This window comes from Paenibacillus sp. FSL H8-0122 (genome assembly GCF_038005345.1).
Taxonomy (GTDB): domain Bacteria; phylum Bacillota; class Bacilli; order Paenibacillales; family Paenibacillaceae; genus Paenibacillus_AQ.
The window spans coordinates 1018407-1034826 of record NZ_JBBOTB010000001.1; the positions used below are offsets into that span (position 1 = coordinate 1018407).

Consider the following 16420-nt stretch of genomic DNA (forward strand, 5'->3'; position numbering starts at 1 on the left):
GGTTGAGAGATGCAGCGTTATTTCGTAACTCCGGCACAGTTCGGACAAGACAAGGTTAGCATTGACGGTGAAGACGCCCGCCATATCGCCAAGGTCATGCGCGGCAAGGCGGGGGACAAGCTGATCGTCAGCGACGGGGTATCCCGCGAGGCGCTGGCCGAGATTGCTGACATAGAGATCGGCCTCGTCACCGTGAGCATACTGGAGCCTCTGGCCATGACCCATGAGCCGCGTATCCAGATTACCGTCGCCCAGAGTCTGCCCAAAGGGGACAAGCTGGAGACAGTCATTCAGAAATGCACGGAGATCGGGGCTGTAGCCTTCACGCCGTTCCTCTCAGAGCGGACGATTGTGCAGTACGATGAGCGCAAGGAGAGTAAGCGGGTAGAGCGCTGGCGCAAAATCTGTAAGGAGGCTGCCGAACAGGCGCACCGGAATATTGTTCCGCAGGTGCATTCGCCGCTCAGCTGGAAGCAGCTGCTTCAGAGTTTCGGCGGCTATGATGCCGTCTATTTCTGCTATGAGAAGGAAGAGGGCCTCCAGCTCCGCAGCGCAGCCGCGCCATGGCTGGCATCGCTTCCGCAGGAGGCTGCGGCCAAAGTGATGATAGTTGTAGGGCCGGAGGGCGGCTTCAGTACGGAGGAATGCCGGCTGGCTGAGGAAGCCGGAGCCGTCTCTGTCGGGCTGGGGCCTCGTATTTTGCGCTGTGAAACCGCAGGCATGGTTGCCGCCGCCTGCATTTTATATGAATCCGGAGAAATGGGAGGAGCTTAAACCATGCCATCTGTAGCTTTTTATACACTGGGCTGCAAAGTTAATTTCTATGATACCGAGGCCATCTGGCAGCTATTTAAGAATGATGGATATGAGCAAGTAGATTTCGAGGGTTCCGCCGATGTCTATCTGATTAACACCTGTACAGTGACCAATACGGGGGACAAAAAAAGCCGGCAGATGATCCGCCGGGCGGTCCGCCGCAATCCTGACGCCATCGTAGCGGTTACCGGCTGCTACGCGCAGACCTCACCTGGAGAGATTCTCGATATTCCCGGAGTCGATCTGGTGATCGGCAACCAGGACCGTGAACAGATTATGACCCATGTGAAGAATATTCAGGAGTCGCGCCAGCCGGTGAATGCGGTCCGCAACATTATGAAGACACGTGAGTTCGAGGAGATGGATGTGCCCGGGTTCGCTGACCGGACGCGGGCGTTCATGAAAATTCAGGACGGCTGCAACAACTTCTGCACCTTCTGCATCATTCCTTGGTCGCGCGGTCTGTCGCGCAGCCGTGATCCGAAATCGATTGTCGCCCAGGCGCATCAGCTGGTGGAGGCCGGATACAAAGAATTCGTGCTGACCGGCATCCATACCGGCGGGTACGGGGATGATCTGGACAACTACCGCCTCGCTGACCTGCTCTGGGAGCTGGATAAGGTGGACGGGCTGGAACGTGTTCGCATCAGCTCCATTGAAGCGAGCCAGATTGATGAGAAGCTGCTGGAGGTGCTGAACCGCAGCACCAAGATGTGCCGCCATCTGCATATCCCGCTCCAGGCGGGCCATAACGAGGTGCTGAAGGCGATGCGCCGGAAGTATACCACGGAAGAGTATTTTGCCAAAATGCGGCTGATCCGCCAGGCTATGCCGGATGTGGGGATCACAACTGATGTGATCGTCGGCTTCCCGGGCGAGACGGATGAGATGTTCCGGGCAGGCTATGATTTCATGAAGGCGGTCAACTATTCGGAGATGCATGTCTTCCCGTATTCCAAACGGACCGGAACCCCGGCTGCACGGATGCTCAATCAGGTCGATGAGGAGATCAAGAATGCGCGTGTGCAGGAGCTGATTGACCTCTCAGAAGAAATGCAGCTAGCTTATGCCCGGCGGTTCGTCGGCAAGACGTTATCTGTGATCCCGGAGCGGGCGGCCAAAGGCTCGGCGAGTCGCAGTATACAGCATGGCTTCAGCGACAACTATCTCCAGGTGCTGTTTGACGGCGACGATTCGCTGCAGGGCGAGCTGTGCCACGTGAAGATAACCGAAGCCGGCGTGAATGAATGCCGCGGCGAGCTTGTTAGTGTTAGCCGGGCGGCAGCTGGACTGCGCGAAAGCGTCCGCTAGAACAGACGTATACGGATGTCTTCCGGGCCACTGCTGGCAGGGAGACATCCTTTTTTCATAAGTACGGATTCTATAGTTACAAAGACCTGAATTTGCCCGGGAATCGTGAAATACTGAAAATGGGGTAAAGACTTGGGCCGGAGTTGTCGATATAGTGGAAGAGAGTGGGAAAAAAGTCCACCGATAATCAGACCGTCTAAGGAGAGAACAGATGACCGTGTACAGGAAAATGACAAAAACGCTCCTCATTATGATACTGCTCGTTGTAGCCGCTTTTCCGGTAAACGTCTTTGCCGCTGCTGGAGACACTATCTCTATTGAATTCGACAGCGCAGCCAAGGTTGAGCTCACCGTGGGCCAGTCGCCGAAGCAGCTTAAGGTATATGCCAATGTGGAGGGCTCCGCATCCAAACGGGATGTGACGGCAGCCGCGACATGGACTTCCTCCAAGCAGGAAGTGGTCACGGTACTGAACGGCCAGCTTAAACCGGTAAGTGCAGGAACGGCGATGATCACAGCAACCTACAATAATGCTATAGCTTCTGTAGAGGTGTCGGTCACCCATGCCTTCAAGGAACTGAAATTGACCCGCAGCACAGAGGGCAGCTATAAATTAGGCGACAAAGAGGAATTGCTGTCTGTTACGGCCACTGCCATCGGCGGAACATCGGCCACTGCGGAGAAGGATGTCACGAAGGACACGGAATGGAGCAGCTCGAATACGGGCGTGCTGACCATTACTGCAGGCAAGATTACTCTGGTCGGTGAAGGTAAGGCTACCATTACCGCCAAGTACAAGGGATTAACCGAAACGATCAAAGCGGTAGTAGAGCTACCTTATGCAGCTATCGTACTGAAAGACAAGAACGACACCGTCGTCAAGGAAATGGAAATGCTGGTTGGCGACAACCCGGTCAAGCTGACCGCCAAGACCAAAGCCACTTCGGCAAGTCAGGAGATTACTCTGGGCAATGAGGTGGAATGGAGCAGCTCCAGCGAGAGCGTAGCTACTGTTAAAGACGGCGAGGTTACCATCCTGGGCGTGGGTAAAACGGTCATCACCGCAAGCTACCTGGGTGTGACCCAGTCGGTGGATGTGTATGTGCGTGCGCCTTATGAAGCGCTTCTGCTGACGCCTTCCGGCGACCAGTCGCTTTTCCTGGGGGAGAGTCTGAATGTAACCGCAGCAATGCGTAATGCCGTCAATTCAACCTCGAACGAAACAGCGTCCGCCGTCTGGACCTCGGATAACCTGATGAATGCTACGGTAACTGCCAATACGGCGGATGCAGGCAACGCTTATGCCACTGTTACGGGTAAAGCGGTAGGAACTTCAATCATTAAGGCCAGCTATCTGGGCATCAGCAAAAGCTTCAAGATCACGGTCTATCCAACCCTGACTGAGCTGGGCGTGGAGAAGACGGAGCAGGAAATATACACGGCGGATGCAGTAAGCCTGCCGAAGGTGAACGGAACCAAGTATGACGGAACCAAGCTGGATATCAGTGATGAGATGGAATGGACCTCTGCGAATGAAGAGATTGTGTCCATCAAGGACGGGAAGTTTGTCGGCGGCAAGGCAGGCACAGCGATCCTGACAGGGAAGCTCAAGACGGGTGAAGTGACCTCTGCTTCGGCTGCGGCGATCCGCTCCAAGACAGTTCAGTTTAATGTAACGGTTCAGAATAAAGTGCTTGTCCTGATCGGACCCGATGCTGCTCTGGGAGTAGTGATTGGTGAAGAGCTGCCACTGCCCGCTGTCCAGGCTGTGCTGGAGAATGGCGACGAGCTGGATGTGTCGGGAAGCATCAAATGGGAGCTGAGCGGCAGCAATGCGGTTCTTAAGCAGACAACTGCCGCCAAGACGATCAAGGGACTGGTCAAAGGTACGGCAACCCTGAAGGGAACCTACTCCAACAAGACCATCAGTGTTCCGGTAACGATTGAACAGAAGGTCGTGAAGCTGGTGGTGGACCCGGCAACGCTGGAGATGAATATCAAGGCCTCCAAGAGCATTAAGGCCACAGGGTATTTCTCTAACGGCAAATCTGCCAACTTCTCGGGGGCAATGAACTGGGAATCCTCGAACCCTGCCGTGGCCTCCATTAAGGGTACTTCCGTCAAAGCGCTGGCAGAGGGTACAACTACCTTAACCGGTTCCTATCAGGGCATTCAGGCGACGATTAAGATTACGGTTGTTCCCAAACTGATGAAGCTTACGGTCAGTGAGAACCGGCTAAGTCTTGCACCAGGCGCAGGCAAAAACGTAGTGGTAACCGCGCTGTATGATACCGGCCGCACTGCAGTTGTCACAGGAAGCATGGTCTGGACCAGCTCCAAGCCTGCTGTCGCCAAGGTGAGTGCTACCGGGCAGATTACAGCAGTTAGCAAGGGGAGCGCATCTATTAAAGGAAAACTGGGAACTAAGACAGTCTCGGTATATGTTAGTGTGAAATAGTGTAATGCTGCTTGCGGTTTGAGCGGCAACAAGACCTGCACATTCGTCTATATGGACGGTGTGCAGTTTTTTTTGTTTATGGTGAGGAATCGGAATGCTCAAGATTAATAAGGAGCGAGGAGGGAGAAGTCATTATGGAATTGATGCCAGCCTGGAAGCGTTGGGGATACGAAGAGGGCAAAGCGGAAGGTATTGAGGAAGGCAAAGCTGAAGGAAAAGCGGAAGGAAAAGAAGAAGGTCAGGCGGAGCTCATCCGTAAATTGCTGCTTAATGGATTTTCTCCCGAAGCGGTCTCTAAGGCTGTTGAAATGCCGCTGGATAAGATTAAGAAGCTGATGTAAATATAGACCCGGAGCCAATATCGGTGGCCCTGGGTCTTTTTTTAGGATCTTTTCTGTAATTCTATAAAATTGTTGCTATGACAGAGCGCTGACTCACAATGAACTGGAAATTTGTAAGGCTTTATATTGAATACTCATTCAACCAAATCAATGCTTGTTCATAATTATCAAAAAAATTCACGGATTTTTTGGTGTTGGATTGTTGTAAATAATTCATGATCTCCCCTTCCTCAAGGAGAAACGCAATTGCCTTGCTGTGATTCAATAGGGTTTCATTGAAGAACTTATCTTTCCATGCTTTTTGAACAGAAAAATGATCTGGCGTGTATCCTTTTCGGTCCACCAGCAATTTGTATTTCCGATTCTCGGAAATGAATTGCTGGCAAGCATGCTCGAACCCATGGAACCATTCATTCACATCATCTGTGTTAATCTTGCCAATTAGATGGGTAACAATTAAATCTCCTGAAACTGTTGTGCTGATATTTTGTTTACTCAACCTTGAAATCATCTCCCTTAGTTACAATTATGCGTATAAATCCCATAAAATCAATAAAGGATAAATTTCTTATGCAATAAAGCTTTGGATTAGTACTGCAGGGCGGATTTGAAGTATAATGAGGACTGCGATTACGATTCTTGGAAGACTCAGGACTGCAGCCGCTGCTCCAGCCTGGACCAGACGGGCAGATAGCATAACGGCAGTACCCCAAGCGAACAGACGACGTTGAAAATAGTCTGGGCATGGGCGAGCTGGGCGGCAGGTCCGCCGCCGATCGAGGCGGACAGGGCTTGCAGCGGCTGGGTGAAGGGCAGGAATAGCAAGGCGCCGCCGACATTCAGCGTGACATGCGACCAGGCGACGAATACGCCGGAGGGCGTACTGCCGATGGCGGCAATGACGGCAGTGACGCAGGTGCCGATGTTCGCACCGAGGACGATGGCGATGCCAAGCCCAGGCGGCATCACGCCGCTGGCGGCTAGGCCCATCGCCATGCTGATGACTGCGGCGCTGCTGTGCACCATCGCCGTCAGCACAGCCCCGGCGGCCAGCCCCCAGAGTGCGCTGGTTGCGGCATGCCCGAGGAACCAGCGGAACAGGGTGCTGCCTTCCAGGGCGGGGCCGATGGACTGCATGACCGCGATGCCCCACAAGACGAGCGCAAAGCCGGTGACCGCGAGGCAGATGAACTGCAGCGGTCCCGAGATCCGGCGGAAGACCTCAAGCAGCCGCCAGGACTGCGGGGCCAGCTCGCCGGCCATCACGGCGGCGGCCCACAGGCAGAGCGCCGCGATCAGCAGCGGCGCGGCCAGCGTGCTGATCTGCAGGCTGATCAGCTCCGTTGTCAGGCAGGTGCCGATGTTGCTGCCGAGAATAATGCCGAGCGTGCGGGCATAGGTCAGCAGCCCGGCATTGACCATGCCGATGTTCAGCACCGTTACAGCGGTGCTGCTCTGTAGCAGCGCCGATAGCAGGGCGCTGACGATCAGGCCTTTGGCAGGTGTGGAGGTAGCCTTGTGCAGGCTGCGCTTCAGCAGCGGACCGGCCAGCCGCGACAACGAGGCTTCCATCACCTTCATGCCGGCGAGGAATATGACAAGACCGTAGAGGACAGGGAATAACATTTCACGGATCATAAGGACAGGCTCCTTTTTGAACGGGGGTTGTACCAATATATGAACGCCAGGCATAGGACATGTATATTAATCTGGCAACAAGAATAGGGAGTTGAAGGTATTGGCATCAGTAATTCTGGAACGAAACCGTAAAAAAAGACTGGAGCAGGGCCATCCATGGGTCTTCGCCAGTGAAGTAGCATCTGTAGACGGAGATCCGCAGCCAGGCGGACTGGTGGATGTTCTGACCCATCAGGGGCGGTACTTGGCTACCGGGTATTATAATCCGGCTTCACAGATTCGGGTGAGAATTCTGTCGCAGCATAAGCTGGCGGCTATGGACACGGCGTTTTTTGTCAAGCGGTTCGCGGACTGTCTGCGGCACAGGGAACGCTTCCTGCCGGGGGCGGATGCTTACCGTCTGGTTTATGGGGAAGCAGATTTTCTGCCGGGGCTGATCATTGACCGCTTCGGTGAAGTCCTTGTGGTGCAGCTGCTGACACTGGCTATGGATCAGCACCGCTCCGAGATTGTGGAGGCGCTGGTGCAGGTGATGGCGCCGCGTGGCATCTACGAGCGCAGCGATGTCAGTGTGCGGGAGCTGGAGGGACTGGAACAGACCACGGGTGTGCTCTACGGCGAATGCCCGCGCCACATTACCGTAAGTGAGAACGGGCTGAAGGTCATCGTCGATATTGAAGAGGGGCAGAAGACCGGCTACTTCTTCGATCAGCGGGAGAATAGAGCATCGATTGCTCCGCTGATGAAGGGCTGGGGCGGGCGCAGCGGAATTACACTGCAGAATGTAGCTGCTGAGGATGGTTCACTCCAGATGCTGCCGGTCAACAAAAGCGGCAAGCCTGTCACCTTCCCGTACTGGGATGGTGCGACTGTGCTGGAATGCTTTGCGCATACGGGAAGCTTCACATTGCATGCCTGCAAGTACGGTGCCAAGAAGGTAACCTGCCTGGATGTATCCGCACATGCCATCGAGAGTGCAAAGGCCAATGTGGAGATCAACGGATTCAGCGACCGGGTGGAATTCGTGGTAGATGATGCATTTGCCTTCCTGCGCAATCAGGTCAAGGGTCAGGAGGAACGCACTGAGCGGGCTACGGGCGGCACAACGGCGGAAGGGAAAACCGGAAGCAAACCGGCTGCCAAGGCGGACACCGCGAAGCCGATGACCGCCGGGGGCGGACGCACGTGGGATGTCGTGATTCTGGACCCGCCTGCTTTTGCCAAGACCAAAAGTGCAGTGGCAGGGGCCGTACGCGGCTACAAGGACATCAATCTGCAGGGTATGAAGCTGGTGAATGACGGGGGATATCTGGTCACGGCCAGCTGTTCATACCACATGCAGCCGCAGCTGTTCCTTGACACGATCATGGAGGCGGCCAAGGATGCCGGCAAGGTGCTGAGACTGATCGAATGGCGGGCCGCAGGCAAGGATCATCCGCAGATTCTCGGCGTGGACGAGGGGCATTATCTGAAGTTTGCCATCTTTGAGGTGCGCAGCAAATAGAAGTTTCAGACCCGGCGGGCCAGCCGGTTTTGCGGGAAGAGTCTCTTTTATAGAGGCTCTTTTTTGATGCATTTTGGTACAGTTAAAAGGTGGTTCATAACCAGAATAGCTGCGATAGCTGATGAGTTTATTCAGACTTTTCCGTCTGCCGTTTGCGCGGCTCCGGGAGAGTCTTTTATTTGTGTATTTGCAAACAATGGCAAACGTACGTTCTGGAGCGTGCGGTGGAGGTATGCTATACTATTGAGACGAGAAGTTTCATAGATTCTGGTATTGCATTGAGTGCCAGGGTTCAACGGAAGGAGTCTGCTGAAATGACGGTTAACTTCATCATCGGCCGCTCGGGCAGCGGCAAGACGACTACAATATGGGAGCGGGTGTCCTCCAGGCTGAAGGCAGAGCCGCTGGGGGCCCCAATCATTATACTTGTTCCCGAGCAGGGATCGTTCGGAGCGGAACGGGGACTGCTGGCGGCGGGCGGCGTGAAGGGAAGTCTGCGCGCCCAGACGCTCAGCTTCTCGCGGCTTGCCTACCGGGTGAAGCAGGAGACCGGCGGCAGCGCAAGTCTGCCAATCAGTGAAGAAGGCAAGAAGATGCTGATCTACAAGATTATAAGCAAGCGCAAGGAGGAGCTGAAGCTGTTCGGGGCTTCCTCGGACCGGCCGGGATTTGTGGAGCGGCTCAGCAGTCTGCACACGGAGCTTAAGCGCTGCTGTCTTGGAGCCGGAGACCTGGAGGAGCAGATCGGCAGAATGCGGGATGCCACGCTGGGCAGCCCTATTCTGGCCGGGAAGCTGGATGATCTGCATCTCGTCTTCAGTGAGCTGGACCAGGAGATGTCACAGCTCTATATAGATGAAGAGGACAGACTGGCCGAACTGGCTGAGCATATTGCGGACTCTGCCTATATCCGCGGCGCCGAGATCTGGGTGGACGGCTTCCACGGCTTCAGCAACCAGGAATTCATCGTCTTGCGTGAGCTGATGCAGTACGCGGACACAATGACCATTGCGCTCACACTGGACCGGATCTATCCGCCGGGCGGTGCCCCGCATGAACTGGAGCTGTTCCATCCGGCGGCGGTTACTTACATTAAGCTGCGGGGATTAGCAGAAGAGATGGGACTTACCGTGTGGGATGAACTGCTGGCTCCGCCCGTCCTGCCAAGGTTCAAGGACAGTCCGGTACTCGCGCATCTGGAGCGCGGACTACAGCGCCGGCATCCCTGGACAGGACCGGCTGAACAGGTGAAAGAAGCTATCAGCATCCGGGCTGCAGCTTCACGACGCACCGAGGTGGAGGGCGTGCTGCGCGAGATGCAGGCCCTGGCCAGAGAATCGGGAGCCAAATATGGGGAAATGGCGGTATTCATGCGTAATATGGCCGATTATGAGCCGCTGATCGCCCCGTTATTTCAGGACTTCGGCGTTCCGTTCTTCCTGGACCAGAAGCTCAGTGAGCTGCATCATCCGCTGGTGGAATTCATCCGCTCGGCCCTGGATGTCGTCCGCCGCCGCTGGCGTTATGAGGATGTGTTCCGCTGCGTGAAGACAGAGCTGCTGCTGCCGCTGGACGGAAGCATTACCCGCGCCCATATGGATGAGCTGGAGAACTACGTGCTGGCCTGCGGCATTCACGGCTCCCGCTGGACGAACGGGCGCTCCTGGAAGGGGATTCCGCGCCTCTCTCTGGAGGGCAGTGAAGCTGTAGATGAAGCGATGCTGGCAAGGATGGAGGCCTGCCGGAAGGCGGTTGCGGAACCGCTGCAGTCATTTGAGCAGAGAATCAAAGCCAGCCGCAGCGGTCTGGAGCTATGCCGGGCGGTATATCTGCTGCTGGAGGATACGGAAGCGGCACGGAAGCTCGAAGGGATGGGGGCAGAATCTCTGAAGCAAGGCCGCCCGGAAGCCGCCCGGGAGCATAGCCAGCTCTGGGGCGCTGTTCTGGGTCTGCTGGACCAGATTGCCGAGATGATGGGCAAGGAACGGATAGAATTCAGCCTGTTCGCCGGGGTGCTTGAGACCGGTCTGGCTGAGCTTAAGATGGGGCTCGTCCCGCCCGCTCTTGACCAGGTGCTGGTAGGTACGATGGACCGTACCCGGGTGTCGGGGGTGAAGTACGCCTTCCTGCTCGGTTTCAACGAAGGAGTGGTGCCGGCGCAGTTTAAGGAAGACGGCATTCTTTCCGAAGGGGAACGCCTCCTGCTGGAGAAGTCCGGGATGGAGCTTGCGCCGGGCTCCTCCCGGAAGCTGCTGGATGAGCGCTTCCTGATCTACAATGCGCTTACGACGGCCAGCAGGAAGCTGTGGATCAGCTATGCTGCAGCTGACGATGAGGGCAAAGCTCTGCTGCCTTCGGAGGTCATCCGCCAGCTGCAGGGAATGTTCCCGCAGCAGTTAGATGAACAATTCCTCTCCGGCTTCCCGCAGAGCGGCAATGATGACGATGAAGTCCATATGGACTTCATCGGCCATCCTGAGCAGACACTCCGCATGCTGCTGCTTCAGCTCCGCCAGTGGCGTCAAGGGGCAGAGATACCCGGCATGTGGTGGGAGGTCTATAACTGGTTTGCGGCGGAGCAGGGCGCAGACAAGCCTGCGGGTGATCAGGCAGCAGAATACCGCCATGCGGATCTGTCCATGAAGCTGAAGCTGGAGCGGCTGCTCGGCTCGCTGTTCTACCGCAATGAAGGCATACAGCTGAAGAAGGAGACCAGCCTGCGCCTGTATGGCGGCTCTACGCTGCGCGGCAGCGTGTCACGGATGGAGCGGTTCGTTGCCTGCTCCTTCTCTCATTTCGCTTCCTACGGACTGAGGCTGAAGGAGCGTCAGCTCTATAAGCTCCAGGCTCCGGATATCGGGCAGCTTTTCCATGCGGCCCTTAGTGAAATGGCGAAGCGGCTGCAGGAGCAAGGCCGCAGCTGGGGCAGCATGACTGCGGAGGAATGCCGCCGTGAGGCAGGGGCGACAGTGGATAAGCTGTCACCACTGTTACAGGGAGAGATTCTGATGAGCAGCAAGCGCTACGGCTATATCTCGCGCAAGCTGAAGAATATTGTCGGCCGCGCTTCGGTCATCCTCGGGGAGCATTCGCGGCGCGGGAGCTTCGAGCCGGTCGGGCTGGAGCTGGATTTCGGCCCGGGACAGGAGCTGCCTCCGCTGAGAATTACACTGCCGAACGGCTGTGTCATGGAGGTGGTCGGTCGGATTGACCGGGTGGATAAGGCTGAAGGGGAACAGGGGATTCTGCTGCGGGTGATCGACTACAAATCAAGCCAGAAGGACCTCAAGCTGCATGAGGTCTACTATGGATTGTCGCTGCAGATGTTAACTTACCTTGATGTGCTGCTGACCTATTCCGAGCAATGGCTCGGCCAGGCAGCACTGCCTGCCGGGGCGCTCTATTTCCACGTTCATGATCCGCTTCTGACCTCAGCCAACGGAATGAACCGGGAACAGGCGGAGCAGGAGCTGATGAAGCGCTTCAAGATGAAGGGCCTGCTGACCGCCGACCGTGAGGTAGTATCGCTGATGGATACCACCCTAGACAAAGGGTATTCCTCTATTGTTCCGGTAGCGCTGAAGAGTGACGGCAGCTTCTACAGCAGCGCATCTGTAGCTACCCCAGAGCAGTGGGAGCAGCTGCGGTCCTCGGTGCGCAGCACGATCTCGGAGATCGGGACCAGCATTACGGAGGGGGATGTGGCGATACAGCCTTACCGCATCCAGCAGGAAACGGCCTGTACCTTCTGCTCCTTCCGTCCCGTCTGCCAGTTCGATGAAGCGGTGGATGGCAATAGTTATAACATTCTAAGTAAGCCGGGCAAAGAAGTGATCTGGGATCTGCTGTCCCGCAAAGGAGGAGAGAAGCTGTGAGCACAAGACCTGTACCCGAAACGAAGCCGGAAGGCAGTCTGTGGAGTGACGACCAGTGGCGCGCCATTGCCGAGAGCGGCAGCGATATTCTCGTGGCGGCGGCAGCCGGTTCCGGCAAAACGGCGGTTCTCGTCGAGCGGATTATCCGCAAAATCAGCAATGAGGAAGCGGGCTTCAGCGTGGACCGACTGCTGGTGGCAACATTCACCAAGGCTGCCGCTTCCGAGATGCGCCAGCGTATCCGGGAAGCGCTCGAGTGCAAGCTGGAGGAGGAAAGTGAAGGCGGGAACGAATATCTGCGCCGCCAGCTGGCTCTCCTGGGCAGAGCCTCTATTACCACGCTGCATTCCTTCTGCCTTGAAGTAATCCGCAGGTATTACCAGATGATTCCAATCGATCCCGGCTTCCGTATTCTGAATGAGCATGAGGCGGAGATGATGCGCCAGGAGCTGCTGGAAGAGCTGCTCGAGGAGAAATACGGTGAGGTAGCCGAGGACGGGGAAGATACCCTGTTCGTACAGCTCGCAGACTGGTTCAGCGGTGAACGGAGTGATGACGCGGTGCATTCGCTGATTCAGCGGCTGCATGATTTCGCGCGCAGCCATCCCTGGCCCGCGCAGTGGCTGCGGGATACCGCAGCCGACTTTGCGCTGCCGGATGCTGAGGCTCTGAGCCATACGCCTTGGGTGCAGAGCATTCTCGCCGAAGCCAGGCTGACGCTGAAGGGGGCGGTCAGCCAGCTGGAGCAGGGGCGTGACATCGCGCTTCAGCCAGGCGGTCCTGCACCCTATGCGGAGAATCTCACAGCCGATCTGGAGATGGCGCAAGGTCTGCTGGACGCAGTGGACTCACAGCCCTGGGCCGGATTGTATGATATTTTCATGGAGATCTCCTTCGGGAAGCTGAAGCCCTGCAAGAAGGATGCCACCGACCCTCTGCTTCAGGAGAGCGTGAAGGCGATCCGGGATCAGGTGAAGAAGAGCCTATTGGAGCTGCAAAAATCCCTGTTCGGCCGTCCGGCGGAATCCTTCCTGGGTGAGCTTCATACGGCGGCTCCGCTGATGCAGGAGCTGGCGGAGACTGTAATCACGTTCGGTGAGCGCTACCGGCTGGAGAAGGCGGGCCGGGGGCTGGTGGACTTCAGTGATCTGGAGCATTACTGCCTGCAGATTCTGCGCCATCCGGACTCGCAGCCGGGGCATTCGCTGCCGTCGGATGCGGCGATGGAGTACCGCAGCCAGTTCGACGAAGTGCTGCTGGATGAATATCAGGATACTAACAGTGTGCAAGAGGAGATTGTCCGGCTGATCTCCCGGGAATTCCCCGGCAACCGTTTCATGGTCGGGGATATGAAGCAGAGTATATACCGGTTCCGCCTGGCGGAGCCGGGCCTGTTCCTGGACAAATACCGCAGGTTCAGTAATGGTCCGTCCTACGGAGACAGTGCAGGTAGCGCCCTGCATGCCGGTGAGGCAGATGGCCGGGCGGGGGCTGATCCGGGACAGGAGGAACGGGAAGAGGGTCTCGTCATCGATCTGGCCCGCAATTTCCGCAGCAGGCTGGAAGTGGTGAATGCGGTGAATATGGTCTTCCGGCAGATCATGGACAGCAATGTCGCGGAGATCAGTTATGATGAGCGGGCAGAACTGGTGTACGGAGCGAACTTCCCGGGAGCTGCGGAGAAAGGCCCGGATACTTATTTTGCGCCGGAGCTGCTGCTGATCGACAAGGGAGCCTCTGCGACGGGTCCGGCGGACGAGGCGGCAGAGGGCGATGAGCTGCCTCTTCTGGAGCTGGAGGCGGCCGAGAGTGAGACTGCACAGCTGGAAGCACGGGCCATTGCCCGGCGTATCTCACAGATGACGGGAATGACCGGCGGTGAGCCGCTGCTGATCTATGATAAAGGACTGCGGATCATGCGTCCCGTAGTATACGGCGACATTGTCATTCTGCTGCGTTCGGCCCGGGTATGGACGCCGCTGATGATTGAGGAGCTGCGGGGTGAAGGCATTCCGGCGTACGGGGACCAGAACAAGGGGTATTTTCAGGCTACGGAGGTGGAGATTGCCCTCTCCCTGCTGCAGATTGTCGATAATCCCCGCCAGGACATTCCCCTGGCCGGAGTGCTGCGCTCACCGGTAGTGAATCTTCGTGAGGAAGAGCTGGCGAAGGTGCGTCTGTGCAGCAGAGGAACATTCTATGATGCGCTGGTTGCGGCCTCTGAAGCAGGGGAAGTACTGCTGGACAATCGGCCGGACCTGTTCCGGGAGTCTGCGCTGCTGGCGGGGCAGGATGCCGGTACCGGTGACACAGCCGGAGAGACAGCCGCCGCGTCAGAGCTTACGCCATCGTCAGGAAATGAGAGTGTACAGGAAGGTATAGACGGAACCGATGCTTCGGCGGCACTGCGGGATATTCCGCTTACGCTGCAGCGTAAGCTTAAGTCCTTCCTGGATAGGCTGGAGAACTGGAGAAATGCTGCCCGGCAAGGAAGCTTAAGCGAGCTGATCTGGAGGATCTACCGGGAGAGCGGGTATCTGGAGTGGGTCGGGGGTCTTCCCGGAGGCTTTCAGCGCCAGAACAATCTGAAGGCGCTGTATGACCGGGCTGTTCAATTCGAGAACGAGACCTCGGCCAGAGGGCTATTCCGCTTCCTGGTGTTCATCTCACGGCTGAGAGAGAACGGCGGCGATCTGGGGGTTGCCGGAGGAAGCAGCGAGGAGGCCGGGGGCGTCAGAATTATGACGATCCACAAGTCCAAGGGTCTGGAGTTCCCTGTTGTCTTCCTGGCAGGTATGGCCAAAATGTTCAACCGTCAGGACCTCCATTCTCCGTTCCTGATGCACAAGGAGCTTGGCTTCGGGCCGCGCTTCGTGGAGCGGGAGACCCGGGTCAGCTACCCGACACTGCCCTATCTGGCGATTAACCGCCGTTCGCGGCTGGAGCTGCTCGCTGAGGAGATGCGCGTGCTCTACGTCGGACTGACCCGTCCGCGCGACAAAATGATTCTGGTCGGTACGGTCAGGGATCTGCCGCGCACGGCTTCCGGCTGGGCCGCGATGCAGGGCCGCGAGGAGCTGCTGCTGGCGGATCACTTACTGGCCCGGGGCCGCAGCTATCTGGACTGGGTGGGACCGGCGTTGATCCGCCACCCTGCCGCTGCTATTCTGCGCAAGCTGGCAGGCAGTGAGGGACCGGTATCCACGGTGCTGCATGGCGATGAGTCGAACTGGAGCATTACGGTGACTGGTGCAGCGGAGCTTAGCCCGGGCGCTTTTTTTGCAGGGGATGACGATCAGGACAAGAGCGAGCAACGCCAGGTAATTCTGGAGGCGCTCCGCAGGGGCAGGGCGGTGTCAACACCTGAGACCCCGGCTGCTGCGGAGATTGCGGAGAGACTGGGCTGGACTTACCGGTATGCGGCAGCTTCAAGCATTCCTGCTAAGACCTCGGTCACCGAGCTCAAGGGGTTATTGTCGATGCAGGAGCAGCCGTCTTACGACCAGCTGGAGGAGCGGAAGCTACCGGGCATTCCGGACGAACGGAACGAACGCGGGTATAGGGACAGCCTGCATCTCCAGCGGCCGAAATTCATGGAAAAGCGGGGACTTACCCCTGCAGAGCGTGGAACGGCTTACCATACGGTGATGCAGCATATTCCCCTGGATGAGCCGGTAGACCGGTCTGTGCTGGAGGCTACGCTTGAGCGTCTTGTAAGGCTTGCTATCCTTAGCAGGGAACAGGCGGATGCAGTGGTGCTGGAGGAAGTCGGGCAGTTCTGCCGGAGTGAGCTGGGCCACAGACTCTTCCACTCTGCCTGGAAGACCAGAGAGCAGCCCTTCAGCTACACGATGCCAGCTGGTGAAGCCTACCGGGGGCTTGACTATTTGGATGAAGCGGCTGCCGGACTTGCGGATGAACGCGGTGGCGGTGATTTTGCAGAGACGGTACTGATTCAAGGGGTGATTGACTGCCTGTTCCGGGAAGAGGGGCGGCTGATTCTGCTGGATTACAAAACAGATCATATCCCTCCGCATGGAGACGGGCTTACACAGCTGTCGGACAAATACCGTTTCCAGCTGGAGCTGTACAGCAAGGCGCTGCTGGATATTCTGGGCGAGCCGGTCAGCGAGGTATGGCTGTACTTTTTCGACGGCGGACATGCTGTGAGATTGTGATTGGCGGGGAAATGATGCGATAACTGCGGCGGATATATGTGTGCTAAGCGGTGTTTTAGGCTAATTCATACCTGCTCATACATTCGGCTCGGTGATCGTTGGCGGCGGGACTATAAGATGCGAAATGTTGTAAATATTGCAGCTTGAGTGTAGACATTGCCGCGTATTGGACCGGATTACTGCATGAAATACAAGAATAGCTCCGTATATCGGACTGGACGGGGGGAAATGCTGCTTTTCTTGCAATACTTCCGGAATAGGGCCACATATTGGAATAGGAATGTTGTATTCTGTGCAGG

9 protein-coding genes are annotated in these 16420 nt (G+C 56.8%); 7 read left to right on the forward strand and 2 right to left on the reverse strand.

All coding sequences use genetic code 11. The annotated features are described in order from the left end of the window. Positions 1 to 9 precede the first annotated feature (9 nt). The 4 genes from NSS64_RS04510 to NSS64_RS04525 all read left to right on the forward strand — a co-directional run bounded on the left by NSS64_RS04510 (position 10) and on the right by NSS64_RS04525 (position 4926). The gene (locus tag NSS64_RS04510) at positions 10 to 774 is read left to right on the forward strand and encodes an RsmE family RNA methyltransferase (protein WP_340994002.1); all 765 of its coding nucleotides are present in this window, start codon (positions 10 to 12) and stop codon (positions 772 to 774) included. A gap of 3 nt (positions 775 to 777) precedes the next feature. Further along, positions 778 to 2127 carry a tRNA (N(6)-L-threonylcarbamoyladenosine(37)-C(2))-methylthiotransferase MtaB gene (gene mtaB / locus NSS64_RS04515; RefSeq protein WP_341139349.1) on the forward strand — a complete coding sequence of 450 codons (1350 nt, stop codon included), beginning with the start codon at positions 778 to 780 and terminating at the stop codon, positions 2125 to 2127. A 211-nt stretch (positions 2128 to 2338) separates the two neighbouring features. After that, the gene (locus NSS64_RS04520) at positions 2339 to 4585 is read left to right on the forward strand and encodes an Ig-like domain-containing protein (protein ID WP_341139350.1); all 2247 of its coding nucleotides are present in this window, start codon (positions 2339 to 2341) and stop codon (positions 4583 to 4585) included. Between the two features lie 134 nt (positions 4586 to 4719). Next, entirely contained in the window at positions 4720 to 4926 is a 207-nt protein-coding gene (locus NSS64_RS04525; RefSeq protein WP_340950805.1) for a hypothetical protein, read from the forward strand. 121 nt (positions 4927 to 5047) lie between these two features. On the opposite strand, the gene NSS64_RS04530 is transcribed toward NSS64_RS04525, so the two are convergent. After that, positions 5048 to 5425, reverse strand: coding sequence for a SpoIIAA family protein (locus NSS64_RS04530; RefSeq protein WP_036732199.1), 378 nt, complete (start codon positions 5423 to 5425; stop codon positions 5048 to 5050). A gap of 149 nt (positions 5426 to 5574) precedes the next feature. Continuing rightward, positions 5575 to 6564 (reverse strand): Na/Pi cotransporter family protein, encoded by a 990-nt coding sequence (locus NSS64_RS04535; RefSeq protein ID WP_341142756.1) that lies wholly within the window; start codon positions 6562 to 6564, stop codon positions 5575 to 5577. A 100-nt stretch (positions 6565 to 6664) separates the two neighbouring features. On the opposite strand from NSS64_RS04535, the gene NSS64_RS04540 reads away from it, so the two are divergent. The 3 genes from NSS64_RS04540 (at position 6665) to NSS64_RS04550 (ending at position 16121) form a co-directional block, all read left to right on the forward strand. Next, on the forward strand, positions 6665 to 8068 hold the full coding sequence (locus NSS64_RS04540; protein ID WP_341139351.1) for a class I SAM-dependent rRNA methyltransferase: 1404 nt from the start codon (positions 6665 to 6667) through the stop codon (positions 8066 to 8068). 314 nt (positions 8069 to 8382) lie between these two features. Then, on the forward strand, positions 8383 to 11943 hold the full coding sequence (addB, locus tag NSS64_RS04545; RefSeq protein ID WP_341139352.1) for a helicase-exonuclease AddAB subunit AddB: 3561 nt from the start codon (positions 8383 to 8385) through the stop codon (positions 11941 to 11943). Continuing rightward, the gene (locus tag NSS64_RS04550) at positions 11940 to 16121 is read left to right on the forward strand and encodes a UvrD-helicase domain-containing protein (RefSeq protein ID WP_341139353.1); all 4182 of its coding nucleotides are present in this window, start codon (positions 11940 to 11942) and stop codon (positions 16119 to 16121) included. Before addB ends, NSS64_RS04550 begins: the two co-directional genes overlap by 4 nt. Positions 16122 to 16420 lie beyond the last annotated feature (299 nt).